Here is a 17,929-nt window from a genome sequence, read left to right as displayed (position 1 = left end):
CAGGTGTTAATATGACTATTTTCTCATCTTGATAATCCGATGATAAACGGGTGGCCGTTTTGCTTTTCTGACAAAAGAGATTCCCGCAATGGCTGACAAAGAACCGAATATCAGCAATACTTTTGAAGTACCCAGCGAAGCAACGCCAATAACAGCCGTTAATAAACCCGCACGGTTGCCGAATTCAAAATTAACTCCGGCTTCTATCCTGTTGGCAAAAAATAAAGCTACCAGCAACAATACTCCGGTAAGCACCAGGGCGATCAACGGTTTTTTACCAGCCTGGATACCTGTCTGACGTTCTGTTGTATAGGAGAAAGCAGGCAGTATAGTTTTAAAATAGTTAAATATTTCATTACGCTTTGCATCATCATAAATAGTCAGGTACTCTTCCGATCCCCGAAAAAACACCTGTATGTATTTTTTACCCTCCTGCCATCTGATCTCGTTAATATAGTGCAAAGGGATACCGAATATATCCTTCTCCGGGATGATATTCATTTCAAGTCCTCTGGCTACCTGATCAACGTCAGTTTCTTTGGGGTTACATTTATAGATCATGTCATCTATATGAGCGATGATTTTGTCTTCACCTTTTAGTGGGTTGGTCCATACTTTCATTGTATAAGGGATATATTGATTTACAGTTTTCACATTAGGGCGTCAAAAGTATAAATTATTTACAACAGACAGCAACTAGCTAAAATCTGTAAATAATCTGATAATATATATCAAATGGGCATCTTCCTAAAACATCATCTTTGTATTAACATTGGATGTGAGATATGCCCCTGGTTACTGTAGACAGATCATAATGAGACCAACATATCCTGCGCCCAAAATAACCTTATTTAATACTTATTTAAAATGTAAGCCCACGAAATTCCCTCAAGGTTTTACGCATGAAACGAGATACCATTATTTGCTTATGCTGCCTCATTTTCATGTAAAGTACCTCCCTCAAGACAGACACGCGTTATTTTCCCTATCAGGGTAATCCGAAAGCTCCACATATCATTATGCTATCAGCACTGCCAGGACAGCTGCTGGTAAAGCTCTTTATTCTTTCACACAAAAAACAAATATCAATTATGAAAAAGAAAGCAAACAAAAAGCTGTTGCTGAAGAAAATTGCAGTGACTAAACTGCAGGTAAACAATCCAGAAGCTATAAAGGGCGGCGGACCTGGTGGTCCACAAACCTCTTCTATCTGGATCTGCGATGGCTGCGGCGGTAAAACTACGATCTCCTGCGGAGGAGCCGGATATCCTTGCGACTGAGCCTTCTGTTATTCCCGGTTATAATATTTCATATATCCGTCACCGTAATCCATTACCAATAAAGTACAAAACCGTTTAAACATGAAAAAGAAAACAGCAAAGAAGTTAAGCCTCAAGATGATCACAGTAGCCAGATTAAGTACAGATGGTACTCAGATGGTAAAAGGTGGTGCGGTTACTTCCCTTCCTCCTGGTCCTTCAGGTCCTACAGGCCCTAACACTGTAATACCTGACCCATGTGCCTCACAATATCAGGCATGTACCATGTGCTGCACCCTGGGTTGTTAGACCATCAACACTCCCGGATGCCGTCCGTAAGAAGGTAACAGGTTTCAGAAACCGAAATCGGACAGTAAAACAAAACCCGCTCTGAGAGCGGGTTTTGTTTTTAATAAACGCAGGTAGTAGATTAAGCTGAAATAAGAGAGCGGTAAAACACCATAAAAGGCATACCATGTGTATTTAAATGTCTACTATACACTTATTTGAAAATTTCTATAATTTGAAGCCCTTGATTGTTCCTGATAACCCTTTGTTTATCTTTATGAAATCGTTTGCATACATTAGACCGATTTAGCCCTTAATAATCCGATATCGACCCTCATTTAATCACCTCAAAATTCCACTATGAAAAAAAACACCATTTTTTATTGCCTTGCTGCAAGCATCCTCCTTGCCACTGTTTTATTATTTTCCTGCGGGAAACAACAACTGAAAGACAGTTTAAATACCAGTACAAAGGCTGGTGCCACTACTAAAACCGACGCTTCCACTGCGCAGATTACTTCATTTGTACATCCAGGCGTATTAAACACACAGGCCAGCCTTGATTATGTAGGCGGCCAGGTAAACGGTGGCGATGCCAACCGTACTGCCTATTATCAGAAAGTAATTGATTATGTGGACAGTCATCCGGTACCTACCTCCTTTTACGCCACGGTGGTAGTTGGGTCCAACGGTGCCACTTCTCCTTCAAAATCACAGATCAGAAAAGATGCCGAACTCGCATATGCCTTAGCGTTAAGATGGGCTAAAACAGGTACTCAAAGCTGGGCCGACAAATGCATTCAGATACTGAATGGATGGTCTTATACTTTTCAGAATTATGCCTTGCTGGATGCTTCCACCAATCCCAACCAGCCTGGACTGGAAGCCTCCTGGACCACTCCCAGCTTCGTGGCAGCAGCAGAAATCATGCGTTACTACCAGATAAACGGGCATGGCTCAGGATGGTCTTCCGCAGATATCACTCAGTTTTCCAACTATCTCAATAATGTAAAGAATAACTACATCAACAATATGCCGGTGTATAACAATAACTGGAATGCTTCCCAGGGTTATGCAAAAATGGCCATAGGCATCTTCCTGAACAGTACCAGTGTTTATCAGAACGGATACGATCTGATCACTACCTATCTGCCCATCATTGTACAATCCAACGGTAATATCCCTGAATACTGCAGCCGCCAGGACTGTGTGCACTTTCAGTATTCACTGACCGCGTTTGCTTATGCTGCACAACTGGCAAAGATCCAGGGTGATAATACCCTATGGACAGCCAATAGCAGCCGTATCAGCGCCGGTTATGATTATATGCGCGCAGCCTATGGTCAAACAACCAGTTGTAACTACTGCTCCACTTCCAGCCCTGTATTTCCAGGCACAGAAGTCGCATATAACCACTATCAAACCAGCAATCTCAGTTATTTAAGAGGTTTACAGGCTCCCCTGGGCGTGCCTAATGATAATACGTTCCTGGGCTTTACCACTTACACGCATTATGGTGTAAGCAGCTTGCAATAAGCGGGGAAAGCACTTGTGAAGATGTACAACATAAGTACCGGGGTGTTCCTTTATTGTGAAAAAAATCAGGGGTACCGGATAGCTTTTATCCTGTACCCCTGATAATGTATGCTGCTATACTTGCAATTAATTAAATGCTCCAGCCGGCGAATCTTCCCTTCCGGCAGGTATCTTGTAAAAAATACCCGGCGTCTTTCTCCTCCTTTCAATAATACAGTCAGCTCTACATAATTTCTATCGGTGTTCAGCTCCACAATACGCAGGTTCATCTTTTCGATAGCCTGCCAGGGTATCTGCTCTTCTTCCTTTCCCGGAGCCAGGCGCAAATCGGTATCTGTTACCCCGATCTTTCCATTCAGATAAAAGGGCCAAAACAAAAAAGGAAAACAGATAAAGGATTCGGGAACGGACACGTATAAACGAAGTGTACTTTTCAGAAAAAGTCTTGCATCATTTCAGATATCAGAATCGCCGCTTCTTTTTAATGCGGGCTATCCGGCTATCAGCCGAGGGCCACCCCGCCCCGTTAATAAGCAGGAATATTAATAACAGGGTTATTGCAAAATCAGTGCGATACTCGTGGGCCATTGCCCAGAATCCCTTTTGATCAAGTATGGGTAATTTGGTAGTAATGAAGGCTACAATCATTACTATCAGCAATGGTACCACTGCTAATCTTACTATTAATCCGGCAATTAACAGCAAGCCACACAAAATCTCGAAACAGGCGGTAAAGTAAGCCCAAAATTCGGGATGGGAAAATCCTATCTTTTCAAAACGTCCGGGACCCAGTTCAACTGGTACTACGAATTTTTGTATTCCTTCCGATAAAAATACCAGCCCTGGTATTAGCCGGATCAACAAATAGGAATAACCATACGGAAAATTTTTGTTTTGCATATGCTAACTATTTGAATGTATGTTTACCTGATCGAAATTGCCCTAAATTTTAGGCGTAACCTGTGCCAGACCCAGCTGTTTCTCTATAGCAGCTCAAACCCTCCCTCGCCGAAAAGCTGATGCTTACGTTTCTCAAAGTCTTCACCCAGGCTGTCAAACCCTCGTCTGCTAACGATCTCCCGCAATGCAGGGAACAATACAGTGTCCCTTTCTACAATACAAATTTCATACTATTCTCCACCATCGGCCAACAAAGATCCTCATCCTGTGTTAGGGATAATTACAGAACAACGATGTATATGCTTCTGATGGTCAACTGCAGGCAACGCTTCCGGCCGGTCTTTCATGCGGACTGTTCCTGCTACTGACGGATATTATGATTGGACAAATGAAACAAGGATTCTCTGTCATCGTAAATAAGATTTCCCGATGCCTGTTACCAGTAATGATAAAACGCCCTCCTCCAGGGAAAAAATAAAGACCTCTTACTGGGTATGGTCAGTAGTTTTCTTCGTTTTTGCGTTAGTGCTGATCATCTTTTATTACCACGATATCAAAAAAGAATTGTTGCTCCTTAAAAGAGTAGATATATATTGGTTAGCGATTGCTATATGCTCTCAACTACTGACTTATTTCTTTGCTGCTATTGTTTACCGTGTTTTACTGAAGGCATATAAACTAGAGCGATATCCCGACTTATGGGAACTAATGAAGGCTACCGTTATCTCCTTGTTTTTTAATCAGGCCATACCAAGCGGAGGAATCAGCGGCAGTACTTTTATATTCGGATTTCTCGAAAGCTATAAGGTGTCTCCAACAGATCTCATTTCCCTGATCGTGGTAGAGCTGATGTGTTATTATTTCGCGTTGGAAATATTGATAATACTATTGCTCCTGGCCGCTATATTTGTTTATAAAACGCCGCAGGTATTTATCGGCACATTGGCGGCGGGCATTCTGATCTTTATTTTCTTAGGTTTTATTATAGTATTTGCAGGTAGAAAAAAATTTCTTGCGAAGCTTTTTGAGAAAATGAAGCGGATAAAGTTCATTGGAAAAAATATGTCTCTGGACATCTCACAAAGCCGGGGTGAGGGATCTCTATCATTCCTGAAAAAAGAGCGTATAAAAGTAATGAAGGGCACACTGTTTCAACTGTTGATGATTGCTGCTGATTGTCTTACTATTTATGCATTACTTCGTGGAATGGGGACTTCCCCTTCTCCCTATGTCGTTGTTCTTACTTTTATAGGCACCAGAATTATTGCTGTGCTACCGCTTTCACCCGGATCACTTGTTGTCTTTGAAAGCAGTATGGTATTCTTTCTTACCCACCTGGGTGTGCCGGTAGGTACAGCAATTGTAGTGACATTGCTTTACAGGTTGCTGTCTTTTTGGTTCCCCATGCCGGTAGGGTTTATGTTATACAGAAGCGAGCTGAAAAAAAAAGATATAGGCATTCCCTGAATTAACTACCTGTACTACCAATACATTGCCCCGCTTATATTTCAGGATTATTCTGCTTCCGGTTCTTCCGGGAGATGAAAAGTTGATTTTTTCGGGGTATCACCGGCACTCAATTCCTCCAGGGAGAGATGACCTGTGCCAGTAGCTTGCAACCAGAGGGAACCGGACTTGTGTAATATTTTCGCATGCAGTCCAAATAAATGACTTAAATCGTGTTCTACAGCCAGCGCAGTCCGGTAGTGGCTGACATCCAGCCATCCAAAGTGATGCCGTATGCGTATTATTTCAATTGGCGTATCAGGTGAGACCCTGATATTTTTAGGTATATGCTCCCCTTCCCCCACCGGGTCCCTGAAAAATTCCAGTTTCAGTTTCGGGTAGATCTGGTGAAATTTTTCCTGAATATCGGCAATGATCGCTTCTTCACTAATATAAATCTGCATAACGACAGCTTTAAATGCTGATACAATTTTAAAAAACAGCCCCATCGGCAGCCTTCGTCCACGGCCTCTATGAACGAATTCACATACTTCATGCCATACCTTCGGGTCCTGCAAATTTGTTAAATGATGGCTACTTCCGGGGAATATACAGGTTAAACATTGTGCGAATATTTTATAACTTTATCGCATGGATGTGTTGCTAAAAAAGACGTCTTACCTGCCGCCTCTTATTCTTCGCCCATATATTGACCGCTTTTGGACCGGCGAAGGTACCGCCGCTACTTATTCCCTACCTACATTAGCCGCGGGCACCGGTGCGGAAATGATCTTCCAGCTCAAAGCTCCCATGACGATCGTTTCCCAGGACAATTCCCTTCATACGCCACCCATGCAGGCGATCTATTGCATTCGCAACCAGTGCTACAAAGCCATGATCAATAAAGATCACTTCTTTATTGCCGTCAGGTTTAAAGCGGGCGCTATCAGGCATTTCTGCCCTATACCAGTGGCTGATGTTACAGAGTGTTTTCCGGATATAAATATGCTTTACGGAGACGAAGGCAAAAGGTTAACAGAAAGATTGTACGGCAGTATAAGTATATCGCAACAACTGGAACTGATCGGAGATTTCCTGCTCGGACTTTTAAACAAATATCATCGCCCTCATACACTGATAGACGAAGCTGTCAGGCAGTTGTATTATAACCGTGAGATCCCCGATCTGATATCTTTCAGTGCTGGCCTGGGCAGCAGTTACCGCCAGTTTGAACGGTTTTTTATAAACAACGTGGGCATCACACCAAAGTCATTCCAACAGAGAGCACGACTGAACAATACCTTAAAACACCTTTTATCGCACCAGATCAGAGATTACCTCCCGGTAGCCTTCGATTTCGGATACTATGACCAGTCTCATTTCATAAGGGCTTGCAGGCGATTTTTCGGTGATAAGCCTGGTGCTATCCTATCCCCTGCAAGCCAGAACCAGCATTTCTATTTGTCGTCTTTTAATGCATCAGGCTCGACCGATAAAAAATAAACCTTCAGGTCTTTCGATTTCCATCCTTCCATCTTTTTGACAAATTCTGCCAGATAAGCCTGCTGGAAATGATACCGGAGCCCTGCCTGGTCACGATAGTGTTCTATCAATGTAAATGCACCTTTTTCTGCTGGCTCCGGATAATAAGTATAGTCGATACAGCCGGGCTCCTTCCTGGTCAGCACGGCGAGTTCCTCCAGTGCCCGACGGAATTCATCCGTCGATTCCGGCCGGATAAACAGCTTTGCGATAACGAATTTTTCCATTGTTGTAATTGTAGTACTCATTGTTTGATATTCTTTTTCCGATAGTTTTCTCAGGCAGCTGTCTTCAGGATTATATCCATGAGGCCATTTTTCAGCATCCGGTATATGAAGAAATAACACAGCTGCAGGCGCATCGATAGTCAGGTGGATGTCCGGATGGGCACTTGTCGGCTCCCGGCTGTCCAGGTCTGTTAACTGGCATCCTAAGGCTGGCATGGCAAATACAATACAGGCAAGCTGCCATAAGAGCATCTTTGTACGATTCATGACTAATATTGTTGATTATTTTTAATGATGAGGCAAAACTAGATCTTGCTATCGCAGTAAAATTGTATAATTCTGCCAAAAGCTATCAGAGCAAAAGAATCCCGTAGTGTTGTGCTATCACCTGCTTGGTAGTATCACCCCATGCGAATTTTTTTTCCTTCCTTCCCTACCGCAATTACCTCCCGCGAAAAATAATTCATCCCGCATAAGTTACTTACCCGTTATCAATCAATTAATTACCTGTTTGGCACCCCGATTGACTTACTTCTTCACGAAAACATCTATCTATTAAATCACCTCAAAAACATTCACTTATGCACAACATCGATCGCACTATGAACGAATATGAATTCAACGAATTTGAATTTGAAGGAGGAGGCGAATTTGAATTTGAAGGAGAAAACGAATTTGAATTTGAAGGAGAACTGGAAGGCGAAGCGCTTGAACTGGAACTGGCTACCGAATTGCTGGGCGTTTCCAACGAACAGGAAATGGAACAGTTTCTGGGTAAGCTAATCAGTAAAGCCGGCAGAGGCTTAGCCAGCTTTGCCAGGTCGCCTATTGGTAAAGGCTTGCTGGGTGGACTAAAAACGATTGCCAAAAAAGCATTGCCCATTGCCGGAGGGGCATTAGGCAATTTCCTTGTACCCGGCCTGGGTGGTGCTATCGGTAGCAAACTGGGTAGTGCAGCTTCCAACCTGTTTGAACTGGAGCTGGAAGGCCTTAGCAATGAAGACCGCGAGTTTGAAGTGGCCCGTCGTTATGTACGTTTTGCCACAGATGCTACCCGCAGAGCAGCCACTGCTGCCAATGCCGGCCAGGCGCCCGGCTCAGTCATTAATGGCGCACTGAAACAGGCTGCATACAATCATGCACCTGGCTTATTACGCAAACGTCGCCACTATAACAATCGCCCGGGATATTATAATACAGGCGCAGCTTCCGGCACATGGGAAAGGGATGGCAATAACATCATTGTGTATGGTGCTTAAACCAGTAACCATTACTTCATTACTTTAAAAATATTTGCAAATGAGCTTTCTGAATGAATATGAATTCAACCCCGAAGTTTTCCAGGAAACTGGTGAACTGGAGATGGAAGGCGAATTGGCCTCCCGGCTACTGAATATAGCCAGCGAACAGGAGTTTGAAAATTTCCTGGGAAACATTTGGGATGCTGGTAAACGATTGTACAATTCGCCACAGGGGCAGGCCATCAAAAAAGACTTTATTAATGGCGCCAAGAGCTTTGGTAAAAAAATGCTGCCCAGCGTAGGCAAAAACCTGGGGCAATATTTAGGTGGCAGTACCGGGGCTAAAATAGGCAACACAATGGCCAGCGCCGCCAGTAACTGGTTGTTTGGCGAGGTAAGCGAAAACGACGCAGTGGATTATGTTCGGGTAATTCGCAATGCCGCCCAATATTTGCAGCATGCACTGAAAAAAGGAAATACAATTAATCAGGCAGGTGGTTCAAGGGTATTGGTTACACAGGCTATCAATCAGGCCGCCCGTCCCATTATTTCGCGTAAACATACAGCATCGGTATCTTCTAATTCCGCTTTCAAAAAACAGGGAACATGGACACGCAAGGGACCAAAGCTGATCTTACACAACGTGATATAAGATATCGCAGTTTCCTCATCAATGAAGCACAGGGATTATTGACCCGACTGAAACAGTTGCAGCCTTTTGAAATGTCGATGCCTATGGTGATGGCGGCGGCAGTACCCTATATGGCACAAAAGGAAATATACACGCTAATGACGGCCGGCAAAGCACATCTCACAGAAAGGGTATTGAGCTTCATAAAAAATGTGAAGACTAAAAATACATCCATTGAAAGATGCCAGGCTGCATATGCCGTGCTGAAACTGCGCTTCAATTCACTGTTGGACCAGTTTGATATTTTCTGTGACGTAGTAAGTCAGCGGGGTGAAAACGAAACCGGTATCTGGATTGCGGGCCTGGATGTACTAGCCCGCGATGCCCTGGTAATGACACGCTTTTCTGTAGAGGCGCCTCCCATGATATGTTACCTCGACCGTGGACATGGGGCAGCTATACGTCGGGCACACACCCGTTTACCGGGTGGCGATGATAACCCCGTAGCCGTTATTAAAATTCCCCGTGAACGGATGGTGGCCAGCGGCATTGGTTCTTCCCTGATACACGAAGTGGGGCACCGGGGTTCAGCATTGCTTGATCTGATCTCTTCGCTGAGACTTGTGCTGGATGATCTGGCCGCCAAAGAAAAAACCTATAGTCAGGCCTGGACATTATTGAGCCGCTGGATCTCTGAAATCCTGTCCGATTTCTGGGCCATTGGTTTCCTCGGTATCAGCGCCTCTACAGGTCTCATCAGCGTAGTATCCCTTCCCAGGTACTTTGTTTTTCGCGCAGTTGACGACGACCCACATCCTTTTCCGTGGATAAGGGTAAAGATCAGCATCGCTTTTGGCAAACTGTTATATCCCGATGATCAATGGCAACGGTTGGAACACTTGTGGGAAACCTTTTATCCCAGACCGGGTTTGCCGGTCGCCATCCAACAATTGCTGCAACAACTTGAAGCAGTGCTGCCCCGGTTTGCCCAACTGGTAAAAGAGCACCGGCCGCCAAAACTAAAAGGGAAACAATTATATGAAATATTTCCCCTGCACGAACGCCAGCCGCACCAGTTAAGAGCCCGTTATCAGCAATGGAAGAAAGACCTCAACCTGCTGGCCAGGCAACGTCCATCCCTGGTATTTGCCACCATAGGGCAGGCAAGGGCCGACAATGTAATAACCCCGTTCACAGAAAACCGGTTGCTTACCAAAATGCTGCGGCATTGGGCGCTGATGAATATTTAATGAAACAGTTATTTACTCATTCAAAAAAGACAACTTACCATGGATAACTTTTTATTTAAAGTGAATGATCATGTAAGTAGATGGCTTACCGTGGACTCACTTTCCGACATCTCACTATCTATCATACCAAATGAAGTAGACCAGGGAGACACCGTAATTTTAAACATTTCGTTCAATACAACAATTAAACATGTCAATAGTATCAAACCAGATAAATCACCACATTCATACCTGTACCTTAACTTCTTTCCAGATATGCAGGAGGGTGTACTACGCCATGTGTACGATGAAGCCTACCTGGAACGCGAAGGCGAAGGCACTAAAACTAAACTGGATATACTGGATATAAATGATAATAATAAAAATTTCAATAGAACAGTTACGATCATCTCACATTGGCTACTGAACACAACCAATTGTAACAACTCAGGCTATGCCGTACAACCGGTTTTAAAATCGACCGACAAAAATAACAATGAAACCGTAACCTATTTGGAAGTAGAGGATCCTAAACAGATCTACATCCGGCGTTCAGCATTGAATGCTACTACCAGTATCAATACCAGCCTGCAGCCCAGCGCCACACCTTTTACCCGCGATCTAACCCTTTGGTTGCTGATACTAAAAGGGACTGAAGCCATTTCGTTTGATAATTATATGAAGCACATGGATTTCATTTTCTGCGGTTCAGGTGACATAAACAATAAAACAGAACTGGGCAAATTGATCCATAATCTGAAAGGCAAGCGTGTTTTACCCTTTACCGACACCGATGCTTACCGCAGCCTGAAAGTAGCCACGGAAGCCTTTTTAATGGTGAACTGCGGAGTAAGCAATTATGGTAATTTTTCCACCCGAGATGTAGAAGAGCTGTACAACAGGGTAACCCTTAAAAACGGAGATGTGGACAAGAGTGACCTGGATAATTTTTGGAATCAATACCTTGTAAATACCAATGGTACCAAAGAAAAAGTACTGCCCTACCTGGCCATTATACGCCGCAAACTGGGCGATCAGGGCATCAAGCACATTACCATGGACCAGGCCCTGGATTCCTTTAATAAAGAAGGCCAACGCACTATCGACAACAACAACTGTGTAGGCATCATCAGCGATAAATTGAGCAACCCCTGCTTTCTGGAACTGATATGGAGTTACTGGCATGAAGAAAGCATGATGGTACAGGCCATGGGAGCTATTTGCCGCCGGTTTCAGAACATTCGCGGAAACGGCTCTGACCCGCTGGCCAACCTGGAAATTGATCCGCTACGTCCGCTCAACAACCTGATATGGGGTTATATTCAGGATGAACAACATCGGCTAAGCCTGCGCCGCCGAACCCTGGAATACGATCACCATTACGGCATTTCCCTGCAGGGCAAAGCTGTGGGCAATTTGCGTACAGCCGATAGCCGCAGCAAATTCATAGAGGCTTTTCACAATCTGCTGAACACCACCTTACGGTTCTACAAGCAACTGGATGATACAACCGTGGTGGCAGATGGTTTCCCGGTATTGAACGCGTTGAAGGAAGTACACCTGATCCTGAGCGAAGGTGCGCACAACCAGTTTGGCGACCTTCCCTCCACTGCCCGTATTGAAATGCTGATGCAGCAATGGTTGCTGGCCAGGCCCGAGTTCAGGGAGTTTTTACCCACGCGTATGATGGTGGCTTATCCGGAAGCCTGGATGGATCGCGTAGCAGCCATGAACTCGCTGCAGAACTGGACCAAAACATCAGTGCTCCATTTCCGTGACCTGGGCGTATTTGGCGAACAGTTACTGCTTTCTGTGCGCTTTGGCAACTGGGCTTCTATTTCCGATCGTAACCAGGCAGCCAACTGGGCCAAGTTCTGGCGCGAACAGATACAGGGCTATGTTCATGCATACCGTGCCGTAACAGGCATTGACCTGAGCCTTGAAGATGGCAAGATCGATGTGCAGCAGCCTTCTCTGCACTTATTACGTCGCCTGAAAGAACAAACCATAAGATAGGGGTATGATGGATTTTACATCCTCGTTGTACCTGGCAATGAAACACCCTGGTACAACACTACAGCGTTGGGAACAGCTTACTACAGGCATTCCCGCTGTGCTGGGTGAGCCGGCGCTGAATAAACAAGTGGCTGAGCAGGTAGCCAGGCTGCAGGGTCTGGAATGTGGATTAACAGCGCCTTCCACCCTACATCTTTACTGGGACCTTTATCATGTTTTAAGCCGCCAGCCTGTAATTGTATTTATAGACGAATTTATTTACCCGGTTTCCAGATATGGCATAGAACAGTTACTGGTAAAAAAAATTCCGGTTTTTTATTTCCGCCACCAGGATGCAAAACACCTTCAACAGCTTATGCAGCGTTATTGCAAAGGCATTACAAAGCCCATAGTGCTAAGCGATGGCTGGTGCCCGGTATGTGGCAGGACGGCTCCTATTGAACACTACGCAGCCTTGTTGAATAGTATGAATGGGCATTTGTTTATAGACGATACACAGGCGTTTGGCATATTGGGTGCAGGTGCCAGTACCATTTTTCCGTATGGAATAGATGGAGGGGGTATACTGCGATGGAAACAGCTGACAGCAGGGCAAACGCGCTGCATTACCACCATTGTTTCGCTGGCCAAAGCATGGGGAGTGCCCATGGCTGTTATGGGAAGTACACGCAACCACATCAGGCAGTTTGAACAGGCCAGCGCTATACGAACATATTCAAGTCCTGTCAGCAATGCGCATATACAGGCAGCAGCCAATGCCCTCCATTGGAACCTGACAAAGGGAAACCAGTTACGGGGCAGGCTGTGGGATAATGTTAAACTGTTCAGACGCAGGATGGCATGGGTTGATCTTAATGTAAGCAATAGCTGCTTTCCGGTGCAACATTTACATCACCCCGACGCCAGTATAACAACGGCTATTTATCACCGCCTGAAGCAACGGGATATTAAAGCCGTCTTGTCTGCCACCCATACAGGTACGCATCCATTATTAATGCTGATATTTCGTAGTGACCATACCCGTGAACAAATTTGCCACGTAGTGCAGGAACTGGCCCGGGCGTGCAGGCAACAGCCAAATGTAAAAGGCATTTTATCACCTGACAATCAAACATTCTTATTATGACGAACTGGCTAAAAACACCAATGGATAACCGGATTGACAGGCAACCCTTTCCAGGTGCAATGCATACCCGGTCATGTAACTGCCAATCCTGCCTTACCCGGCAGGCAGGCAGATCTAAATATAAAACATGGCGTGAACGCAGAAATGAACGTTTTGCCAGGCCACAGCCAGCCGGTAAGTGCGCTCCCTCAGAAACAACGCCCGACCATTTTTTGGGCCCCTTACTGGCCAATGCCATACATATTGGCAGCAGCATCGCCAACAGTGTGCAACGCAACACGTCTCCCGGTGCTTTATCGGCAGTTCCCGGCAAACCAACCACTTCTCCGCTGATCAGCTTTGGCACCAGGCAACGCGCGGCCCTGCTGCGTTACTGGCAGGAAAAATTGAAGCGCGCCCGCAGCCCCATTGTTATCCAACGGTATGATGATTACATTAAAACCATCGAACAACGGAAAAGACCTTGCTGGCACCAGTCGGAAAAAGATCTTCAATTGTTTTTCCGGCAGTTTGGCATGCCCGGCCAAAGAACATTCCTGAATAACCAACCTGTTAAGTGGGAGCAACAGGCCAATGGCAGGTTCAAGCCCCCGGCAGGGAGTGTTATTCCTGATATCAACCCGGCCGATACCATGATAGAAGTAAAAAATTATAACATAAACAACCAGGCAAAGCTGATCCGCACATTACAAAAACAAATTGCCCGTCGAAGACTGCATGGTCCGCAGGATGCATCCGGTAATCCTTTGCCACAACGCATAATACTGGATGCCCGTGGCCAGAATGGTACACCACAGCAGTTACGACAACTGGCTAAGACCATTGCCATAAGAACCAATTTGCCAGCCGATGCCGTTCAGATTGTAACTTGGGAAATATAACAATGCCACCTTATGCTCATCATAGATGCACATTGTCATGCAGGTAAAGGCGATGGGCTCACAGGCCCGTGGGATACCCGGGCTTCCCTGACACCATTTCTGCAATGGTCGGCTGCTGCCGGCATACAACGCACCAACCTGTTTGCTGCTTTTCATTCCAACTATGCCTCGGCCAATGCCGCCGTAGCGTCCATTGTTAACAAGAACCCACAACGCTTTTATGGTTTTGCCTTTGTGCATGCCATTCAAGATCAGGGCCGTATATACGACCTGGTAAGCACGGCCGTTCTGCAATACGGCTTTTGTGGTATAAAAGTGCACCGGCACGATGCCCGCATCAGCCGCGAAATTTGTGAAGTGGCCCGCCTGTTTGCACTGCCGGTATTATACGATGTAGTAGGCGAAGTATCTATGATAGAACTGCTGGCCACCGAATACCCTGATGTTAATTTCATTATTCCACACCTGGCGAGCTTTGCAGACGACTGGCGGGCACAAATTGCCTTTATTCCAATGTTGGAGCGGCATGCCAATATTTATACCGACAGTTCCGGCGTTCGCCGGTTCGACCTGCTTGCTATGGCCTATCAGCGTGCAGGCGCCCATAAAATATTATTTGGGACCGATGGCCCCTGGCTACATCCGGCGGTGGAGCTTCAAAAAATTTTTGCGCTGACCACCCGTACTAAAAGTTTACAAATGATGCTGGCTGATAATTTTCTGCGTTTAATCAGCAAGGTGCGTAACAAGGAATTTGAACATTCACGGCCAGTACGGTCTGTGTTTAAAAGAGGGCCGTTGCTGGTACAGGAAGATTATAAAGATCCCTGGCTTACGAGTCGTTAACGACCTCAGAGCTGTTCTTTTTTCGGATATACTGTAATGTTCTAACCTCTACATTCAGTTTACGTGCAGCCAGTTTAAGGTTACCACCACAATCTTCCAGGGCAATCTCCATAGCCAGGTGGGCAATTTCATTTTTTATGCGCGACAGATCTTTGCCGCTGGCAATTGCCAGCCTGATAGATTGATGCAGGCCGTTATGCGAAGAGGCTGTAAAGCCCTGTAATTGCTGCAGCGATGGGCATTCTTCTTCCGGCATATCACCCATGGTAATAAAACCCTGGCCAGCGTAACGCATAACTATTTGACTCACCAGTTGTTTCAACTCACGGATGTTTCCCGGATAATCACGATGCACCAGGAAATTCATAATCGCACCATCCATTTCAGGAGCAACAATAACATTTAACTCCTGCCGTAGAAACGCCCTTACCAGTTCGGGTATGTCTTCCCTTCTGTTGCGCAGGGGAGGCATAATAAATACCGATGCGGCCACCCTGAAATACAGGTCTTTCCGAAAGTTGCCCTGCACAATTTCTTCTTTCACGTTGCGGTTGGTGGCACATACCAGCCTGAAGTTTGTTTTTCGCCAGGTATTGCTGCCCACACGTTTATACATGCCTTCCTGTATTACCCGTAACAGTCCGGCCTGTATGGTTAGTGGCAACTCCCCCAGTTCGTCCAGGAACAGGGTTCCGCTGTCGGCCATGGCAAAGGCTCCATCCCGCGCATACACGGCATTGGTAAAAGCGCCTTTTTCATGGCCATAAAACTCACTACCCGATAATTCAGGAACAATTGTAGTACAATCCATCAACACCAGTTTTCCCTTCTCTTTCCGTTGGTCCAGTTCATGGATCAGACGGGCGGTCATTTCTTTACCTGTGCCGGACTCACCGATCAGGAGTACACTGTTGCTGGTAAAAAAGGCCGTTTCAACAACTTTTCTCAAAAAGCGCTTCCAGGTATAACTTTCTCCAATCAGATTGTTGCGTACAAGGTCCAGTGAAAGCAATGCTTCTACCTGCGCCCACCGTTTCAACCGGGCCGTTAAGTGCAACAGCACCTCCTCTCCTTTGTTCCATTCCAGCACTTCGTGTACCCCTGCCTGTTTCAATTGCCACTTTACTACATCGGAAAGTAGTTTGTTGGCCGTTAGCAGAACAATTTTTATATCCAGCAAAGCAAGCGGCTGCAGATAGTCCATCACCGTTTCTACTGCTAATTTATCTGCCCATACTACAATGGCTATCCCGGCTCCTTCCGGCTGCCGCACAAAAACAACACCTTCATCACCCAACTTTTGTTGAATGGCGGCAAATAAGGAACTGCCTTCTTCTCCCGCATCTATCATGTAAACAATGGTTTTTTCCATTAGACAAATGTTAAACGCTTATCAAATCGGGCCGAATACAGCCATGCAGTCTTCCATTCATTACGAAACGAGATGATCAATCGGGCCGAGAAAAATTTTTCATCCTAACATTTCTGCCGGCAAATGAAATAAGTAGCGTGTTTCAATAATTGGGGTAAATAAAAATCTATTCGTACAACACCGGGGCAACTGGCAAATATGTTGATATAGCTATCCAGGTACAGTAGTAAAGCAGGTCACTTTGTGCAAGACATAACAGTACTTTCTGAAATTAAAATAATTTTTCAAATACGACAATCACACAAAATGCGTATTTCAAGTACACCCGAAGTTCATGTGAAAGGTGCTATATGTTGTTGCACTGTTGATAACAGTTCAGATGAAAAAAATATTATTGTCATATAGACAATTATACCACCCGGCTGCTTTAATATGAATAAAAGAAAAAAGGCCTGTAAGTTTTAACTTACAAGCCTTTTTAGTAGCCGGACCAGCCAGGTCAGCTTCCGGAATATTCAATCATTTATTCTTTTTTGATACTAAAACGTATTTCTTAAAGGCATACCTCCACGGCATCGCTAAAATCGGTAGTACAACGGGTAAAAATACATAAGTCATGCCTTCTGCAGGTGAGCCGGCTAATTGATTGGCTGACCACAATGGATAAGCAACCAGAATCAGCCAAAGTACTTTATAGCATATTTCCAGCATTACTATAGGCAGCATTTTAAGCGGATGTATTATTCCTAATACAGATAACACGGAGTAAGATGCCCAGATGCACCAGGCCATTGCGTTTATAGGATCCCATGTTCCCTTGAAGGTAAAAATATATGTCCATGAATCTTTCCCGAGAAAAACGAACATCAATATAAAAAGCAGTCTTAAAAGGTAAATGTTAATTCTTGGAACACCTTCCCAACGCTCATAGTCGGGTTTAAAAATATTTACGATACTGAATCCTGATACCTTTTTTTGTTCACCTTCCTGGTTTTGCTGTAATTCCATAATTATTAGATTTTGATTGATTTCATTTCGTTGATTGTAGCGCGCACCCCTGCTGTCAGGGAGAAGTCAGTATCAGGTAGGTTAATGGAGAAAATACTGCATCTGCAAATTCGAATACACAATACCTGCAAATATATTAAATTTTACTTACATCTGCCAACATCCGCTTCCATTGGTTTACACTAGCCAATCGAACCCAATACCCTTTGTGGCCTCCATTTTCCACCCTGTTCCTGAAAAACCGGGACTGTAAATTGGAATATGCGAAAATGACCTTTCAAGGCTAGTTCATAAATAAAATGACTTATATAAATAATTGATATCAACCACTTTACAAAAATCCTTATTTTTTTGGCATAATATATGTTAGTTTTACACGAA

At 44.7% G+C, this 17,929-nt stretch carries 19 protein-coding genes; 12 read left to right on the top strand and 7 right to left on the bottom strand.

Going from position 1 to position 17,929, the window contains the following annotated elements; genetic code table 11:
- Nucleotides 1-15: 15 nt before the first annotated feature.
- Nucleotides 16-621, bottom strand: coding sequence for a hypothetical protein (locus KD145_RS32095; RefSeq protein WP_212003866.1), 606 nt, complete (start codon nucleotides 619-621; stop codon nucleotides 16-18).
- A gap of 470 nt (nucleotides 622-1,091) precedes the next feature.
- On the opposite strand from KD145_RS32095, the gene KD145_RS32090 reads away from it, so the two are divergent.
- The 3 genes from KD145_RS32090 (at nucleotide 1,092) to KD145_RS32080 (ending at nucleotide 3,083) form a co-directional block, all read left to right on the top strand.
- Nucleotides 1,092-1,280, top strand: a complete 189-nt coding sequence (locus KD145_RS32090; protein WP_212003865.1) for a class I lanthipeptide — start codon at nucleotides 1,092-1,094, stop codon at nucleotides 1,278-1,280.
- An 81-nt stretch (nucleotides 1,281-1,361) separates the two neighbouring features.
- Entirely contained in the window at nucleotides 1,362-1,568 is a 207-nt protein-coding gene (locus tag KD145_RS32085) for a hypothetical protein (RefSeq protein WP_212003864.1), read from the top strand.
- A 339-nt stretch (nucleotides 1,569-1,907) separates the two neighbouring features.
- Nucleotides 1,908-3,083 carry an alginate lyase family protein gene (locus KD145_RS32080; protein ID WP_212003863.1) on the top strand — a complete coding sequence of 392 codons (1,176 nt, stop codon included), beginning with the start codon at nucleotides 1,908-1,910 and terminating at the stop codon, nucleotides 3,081-3,083.
- A gap of 65 nt (nucleotides 3,084-3,148) precedes the next feature.
- On the opposite strand, the gene KD145_RS32075 is transcribed toward KD145_RS32080, so the two are convergent.
- Complete coding sequence (locus KD145_RS32075; protein ID WP_212003862.1) at nucleotides 3,149-3,460, bottom strand: hypothetical protein; 312 nt, start codon at nucleotides 3,458-3,460, stop codon at nucleotides 3,149-3,151.
- A gap of 85 nt (nucleotides 3,461-3,545) precedes the next feature.
- Nucleotides 3,546-3,983 (bottom strand): DoxX family protein, encoded by a 438-nt coding sequence (locus KD145_RS32070; protein ID WP_212003861.1) that lies wholly within the window; start codon nucleotides 3,981-3,983, stop codon nucleotides 3,546-3,548.
- Nucleotides 3,984-4,412: 429 nt separating this feature from the next.
- Here KD145_RS32070 and KD145_RS32065 point away from each other — a divergent pair, with 429 nt between their 5' ends.
- Nucleotides 4,413-5,450: a lysylphosphatidylglycerol synthase transmembrane domain-containing protein gene (locus KD145_RS32065; RefSeq protein WP_249219684.1), complete on the top strand. Its 1,038-nt coding sequence runs from the start codon at nucleotides 4,413-4,415 to the stop codon at nucleotides 5,448-5,450.
- Between the two features lie 47 nt (nucleotides 5,451-5,497).
- Here KD145_RS32065 and KD145_RS32060 read toward each other — a convergent pair whose 3' ends face one another.
- The gene (locus tag KD145_RS32060) at nucleotides 5,498-5,893 is read right to left on the bottom strand and encodes a hypothetical protein (protein WP_212003859.1); all 396 of its coding nucleotides are present in this window, start codon (nucleotides 5,891-5,893) and stop codon (nucleotides 5,498-5,500) included.
- 187 nt (nucleotides 5,894-6,080) lie between these two features.
- Here KD145_RS32060 and KD145_RS32055 point away from each other — a divergent pair, with 187 nt between their 5' ends.
- Nucleotides 6,081-6,932 carry a helix-turn-helix domain-containing protein gene (locus tag KD145_RS32055; protein ID WP_212003858.1) on the top strand — a complete coding sequence of 284 codons (852 nt, stop codon included), beginning with the start codon at nucleotides 6,081-6,083 and terminating at the stop codon, nucleotides 6,930-6,932.
- Here the strand turns inward: KD145_RS32055 and KD145_RS32050 are convergent.
- Complete coding sequence (locus tag KD145_RS32050; protein ID WP_212003857.1) at nucleotides 6,887-7,465, bottom strand: putative quinol monooxygenase; 579 nt, start codon at nucleotides 7,463-7,465, stop codon at nucleotides 6,887-6,889. The genes KD145_RS32055 and KD145_RS32050 overlap by 46 nt on opposite strands.
- Nucleotides 7,466-7,779: 314 nt before the next feature.
- Between KD145_RS32050 and KD145_RS32045 the strand changes: the two genes are divergently transcribed.
- From KD145_RS32045 to KD145_RS32015, 7 genes are read left to right on the top strand one after another with little or no spacing between them, the layout of a single operon-like run.
- Nucleotides 7,780-8,457, top strand: a complete 678-nt coding sequence (locus tag KD145_RS32045) for a hypothetical protein (RefSeq protein ID WP_212003856.1) — start codon at nucleotides 7,780-7,782, stop codon at nucleotides 8,455-8,457.
- A 40-nt stretch (nucleotides 8,458-8,497) separates the two neighbouring features.
- Entirely contained in the window at nucleotides 8,498-9,091 is a 594-nt protein-coding gene (locus KD145_RS32040) for a hypothetical protein (RefSeq protein WP_212003855.1), read from the top strand.
- Nucleotides 9,046-10,320 carry a hypothetical protein gene (locus KD145_RS32035; RefSeq protein ID WP_212003854.1) on the top strand — a complete coding sequence of 425 codons (1,275 nt, stop codon included), beginning with the start codon at nucleotides 9,046-9,048 and terminating at the stop codon, nucleotides 10,318-10,320. Before KD145_RS32040 ends, KD145_RS32035 begins: the two co-directional genes overlap by 46 nt.
- A gap of 39 nt (nucleotides 10,321-10,359) precedes the next feature.
- Complete coding sequence (locus KD145_RS32030; RefSeq protein ID WP_212003853.1) at nucleotides 10,360-12,315, top strand: hypothetical protein; 1,956 nt, start codon at nucleotides 10,360-10,362, stop codon at nucleotides 12,313-12,315.
- Nucleotides 12,316-12,319: 4 nt separating this feature from the next.
- Entirely contained in the window at nucleotides 12,320-13,441 is a 1,122-nt protein-coding gene (locus tag KD145_RS32025) for an aminotransferase class I/II-fold pyridoxal phosphate-dependent enzyme (RefSeq protein WP_212003852.1), read from the top strand.
- Nucleotides 13,438-14,322, top strand: a complete 885-nt coding sequence (locus KD145_RS32020; RefSeq protein ID WP_212003851.1) for a hypothetical protein — start codon at nucleotides 13,438-13,440, stop codon at nucleotides 14,320-14,322. Before KD145_RS32025 ends, KD145_RS32020 begins: the two co-directional genes overlap by 4 nt.
- 12 nt (nucleotides 14,323-14,334) lie before the next feature.
- Nucleotides 14,335-15,168 carry an amidohydrolase family protein gene (locus KD145_RS32015; RefSeq protein WP_212003850.1) on the top strand — a complete coding sequence of 278 codons (834 nt, stop codon included), beginning with the start codon at nucleotides 14,335-14,337 and terminating at the stop codon, nucleotides 15,166-15,168.
- Here KD145_RS32015 and KD145_RS32010 read toward each other — a convergent pair.
- Together KD145_RS32010 and KD145_RS32005 are read right to left on the bottom strand one after the other, a co-directional pair.
- Nucleotides 15,155-16,540, bottom strand: coding sequence for a sigma 54-interacting transcriptional regulator (locus KD145_RS32010; protein WP_212003849.1), 1,386 nt, complete (start codon nucleotides 16,538-16,540; stop codon nucleotides 15,155-15,157). The genes KD145_RS32015 and KD145_RS32010 overlap by 14 nt on opposite strands.
- 519 nt (nucleotides 16,541-17,059) lie before the next feature.
- Entirely contained in the window at nucleotides 17,060-17,548 is a 489-nt protein-coding gene (locus KD145_RS32005; protein ID WP_212003848.1) for a hypothetical protein, read from the bottom strand.
- Between the last annotated feature and the right edge of the window lie 381 nt (nucleotides 17,549-17,929).

This window comes from Chitinophaga sp. HK235 (genome assembly GCF_018255755.1).
Classification (GTDB): domain Bacteria; phylum Bacteroidota; class Bacteroidia; order Chitinophagales; family Chitinophagaceae; genus Chitinophaga.
This window is presented reverse-complemented; position numbering and strand designations above follow the sequence as displayed.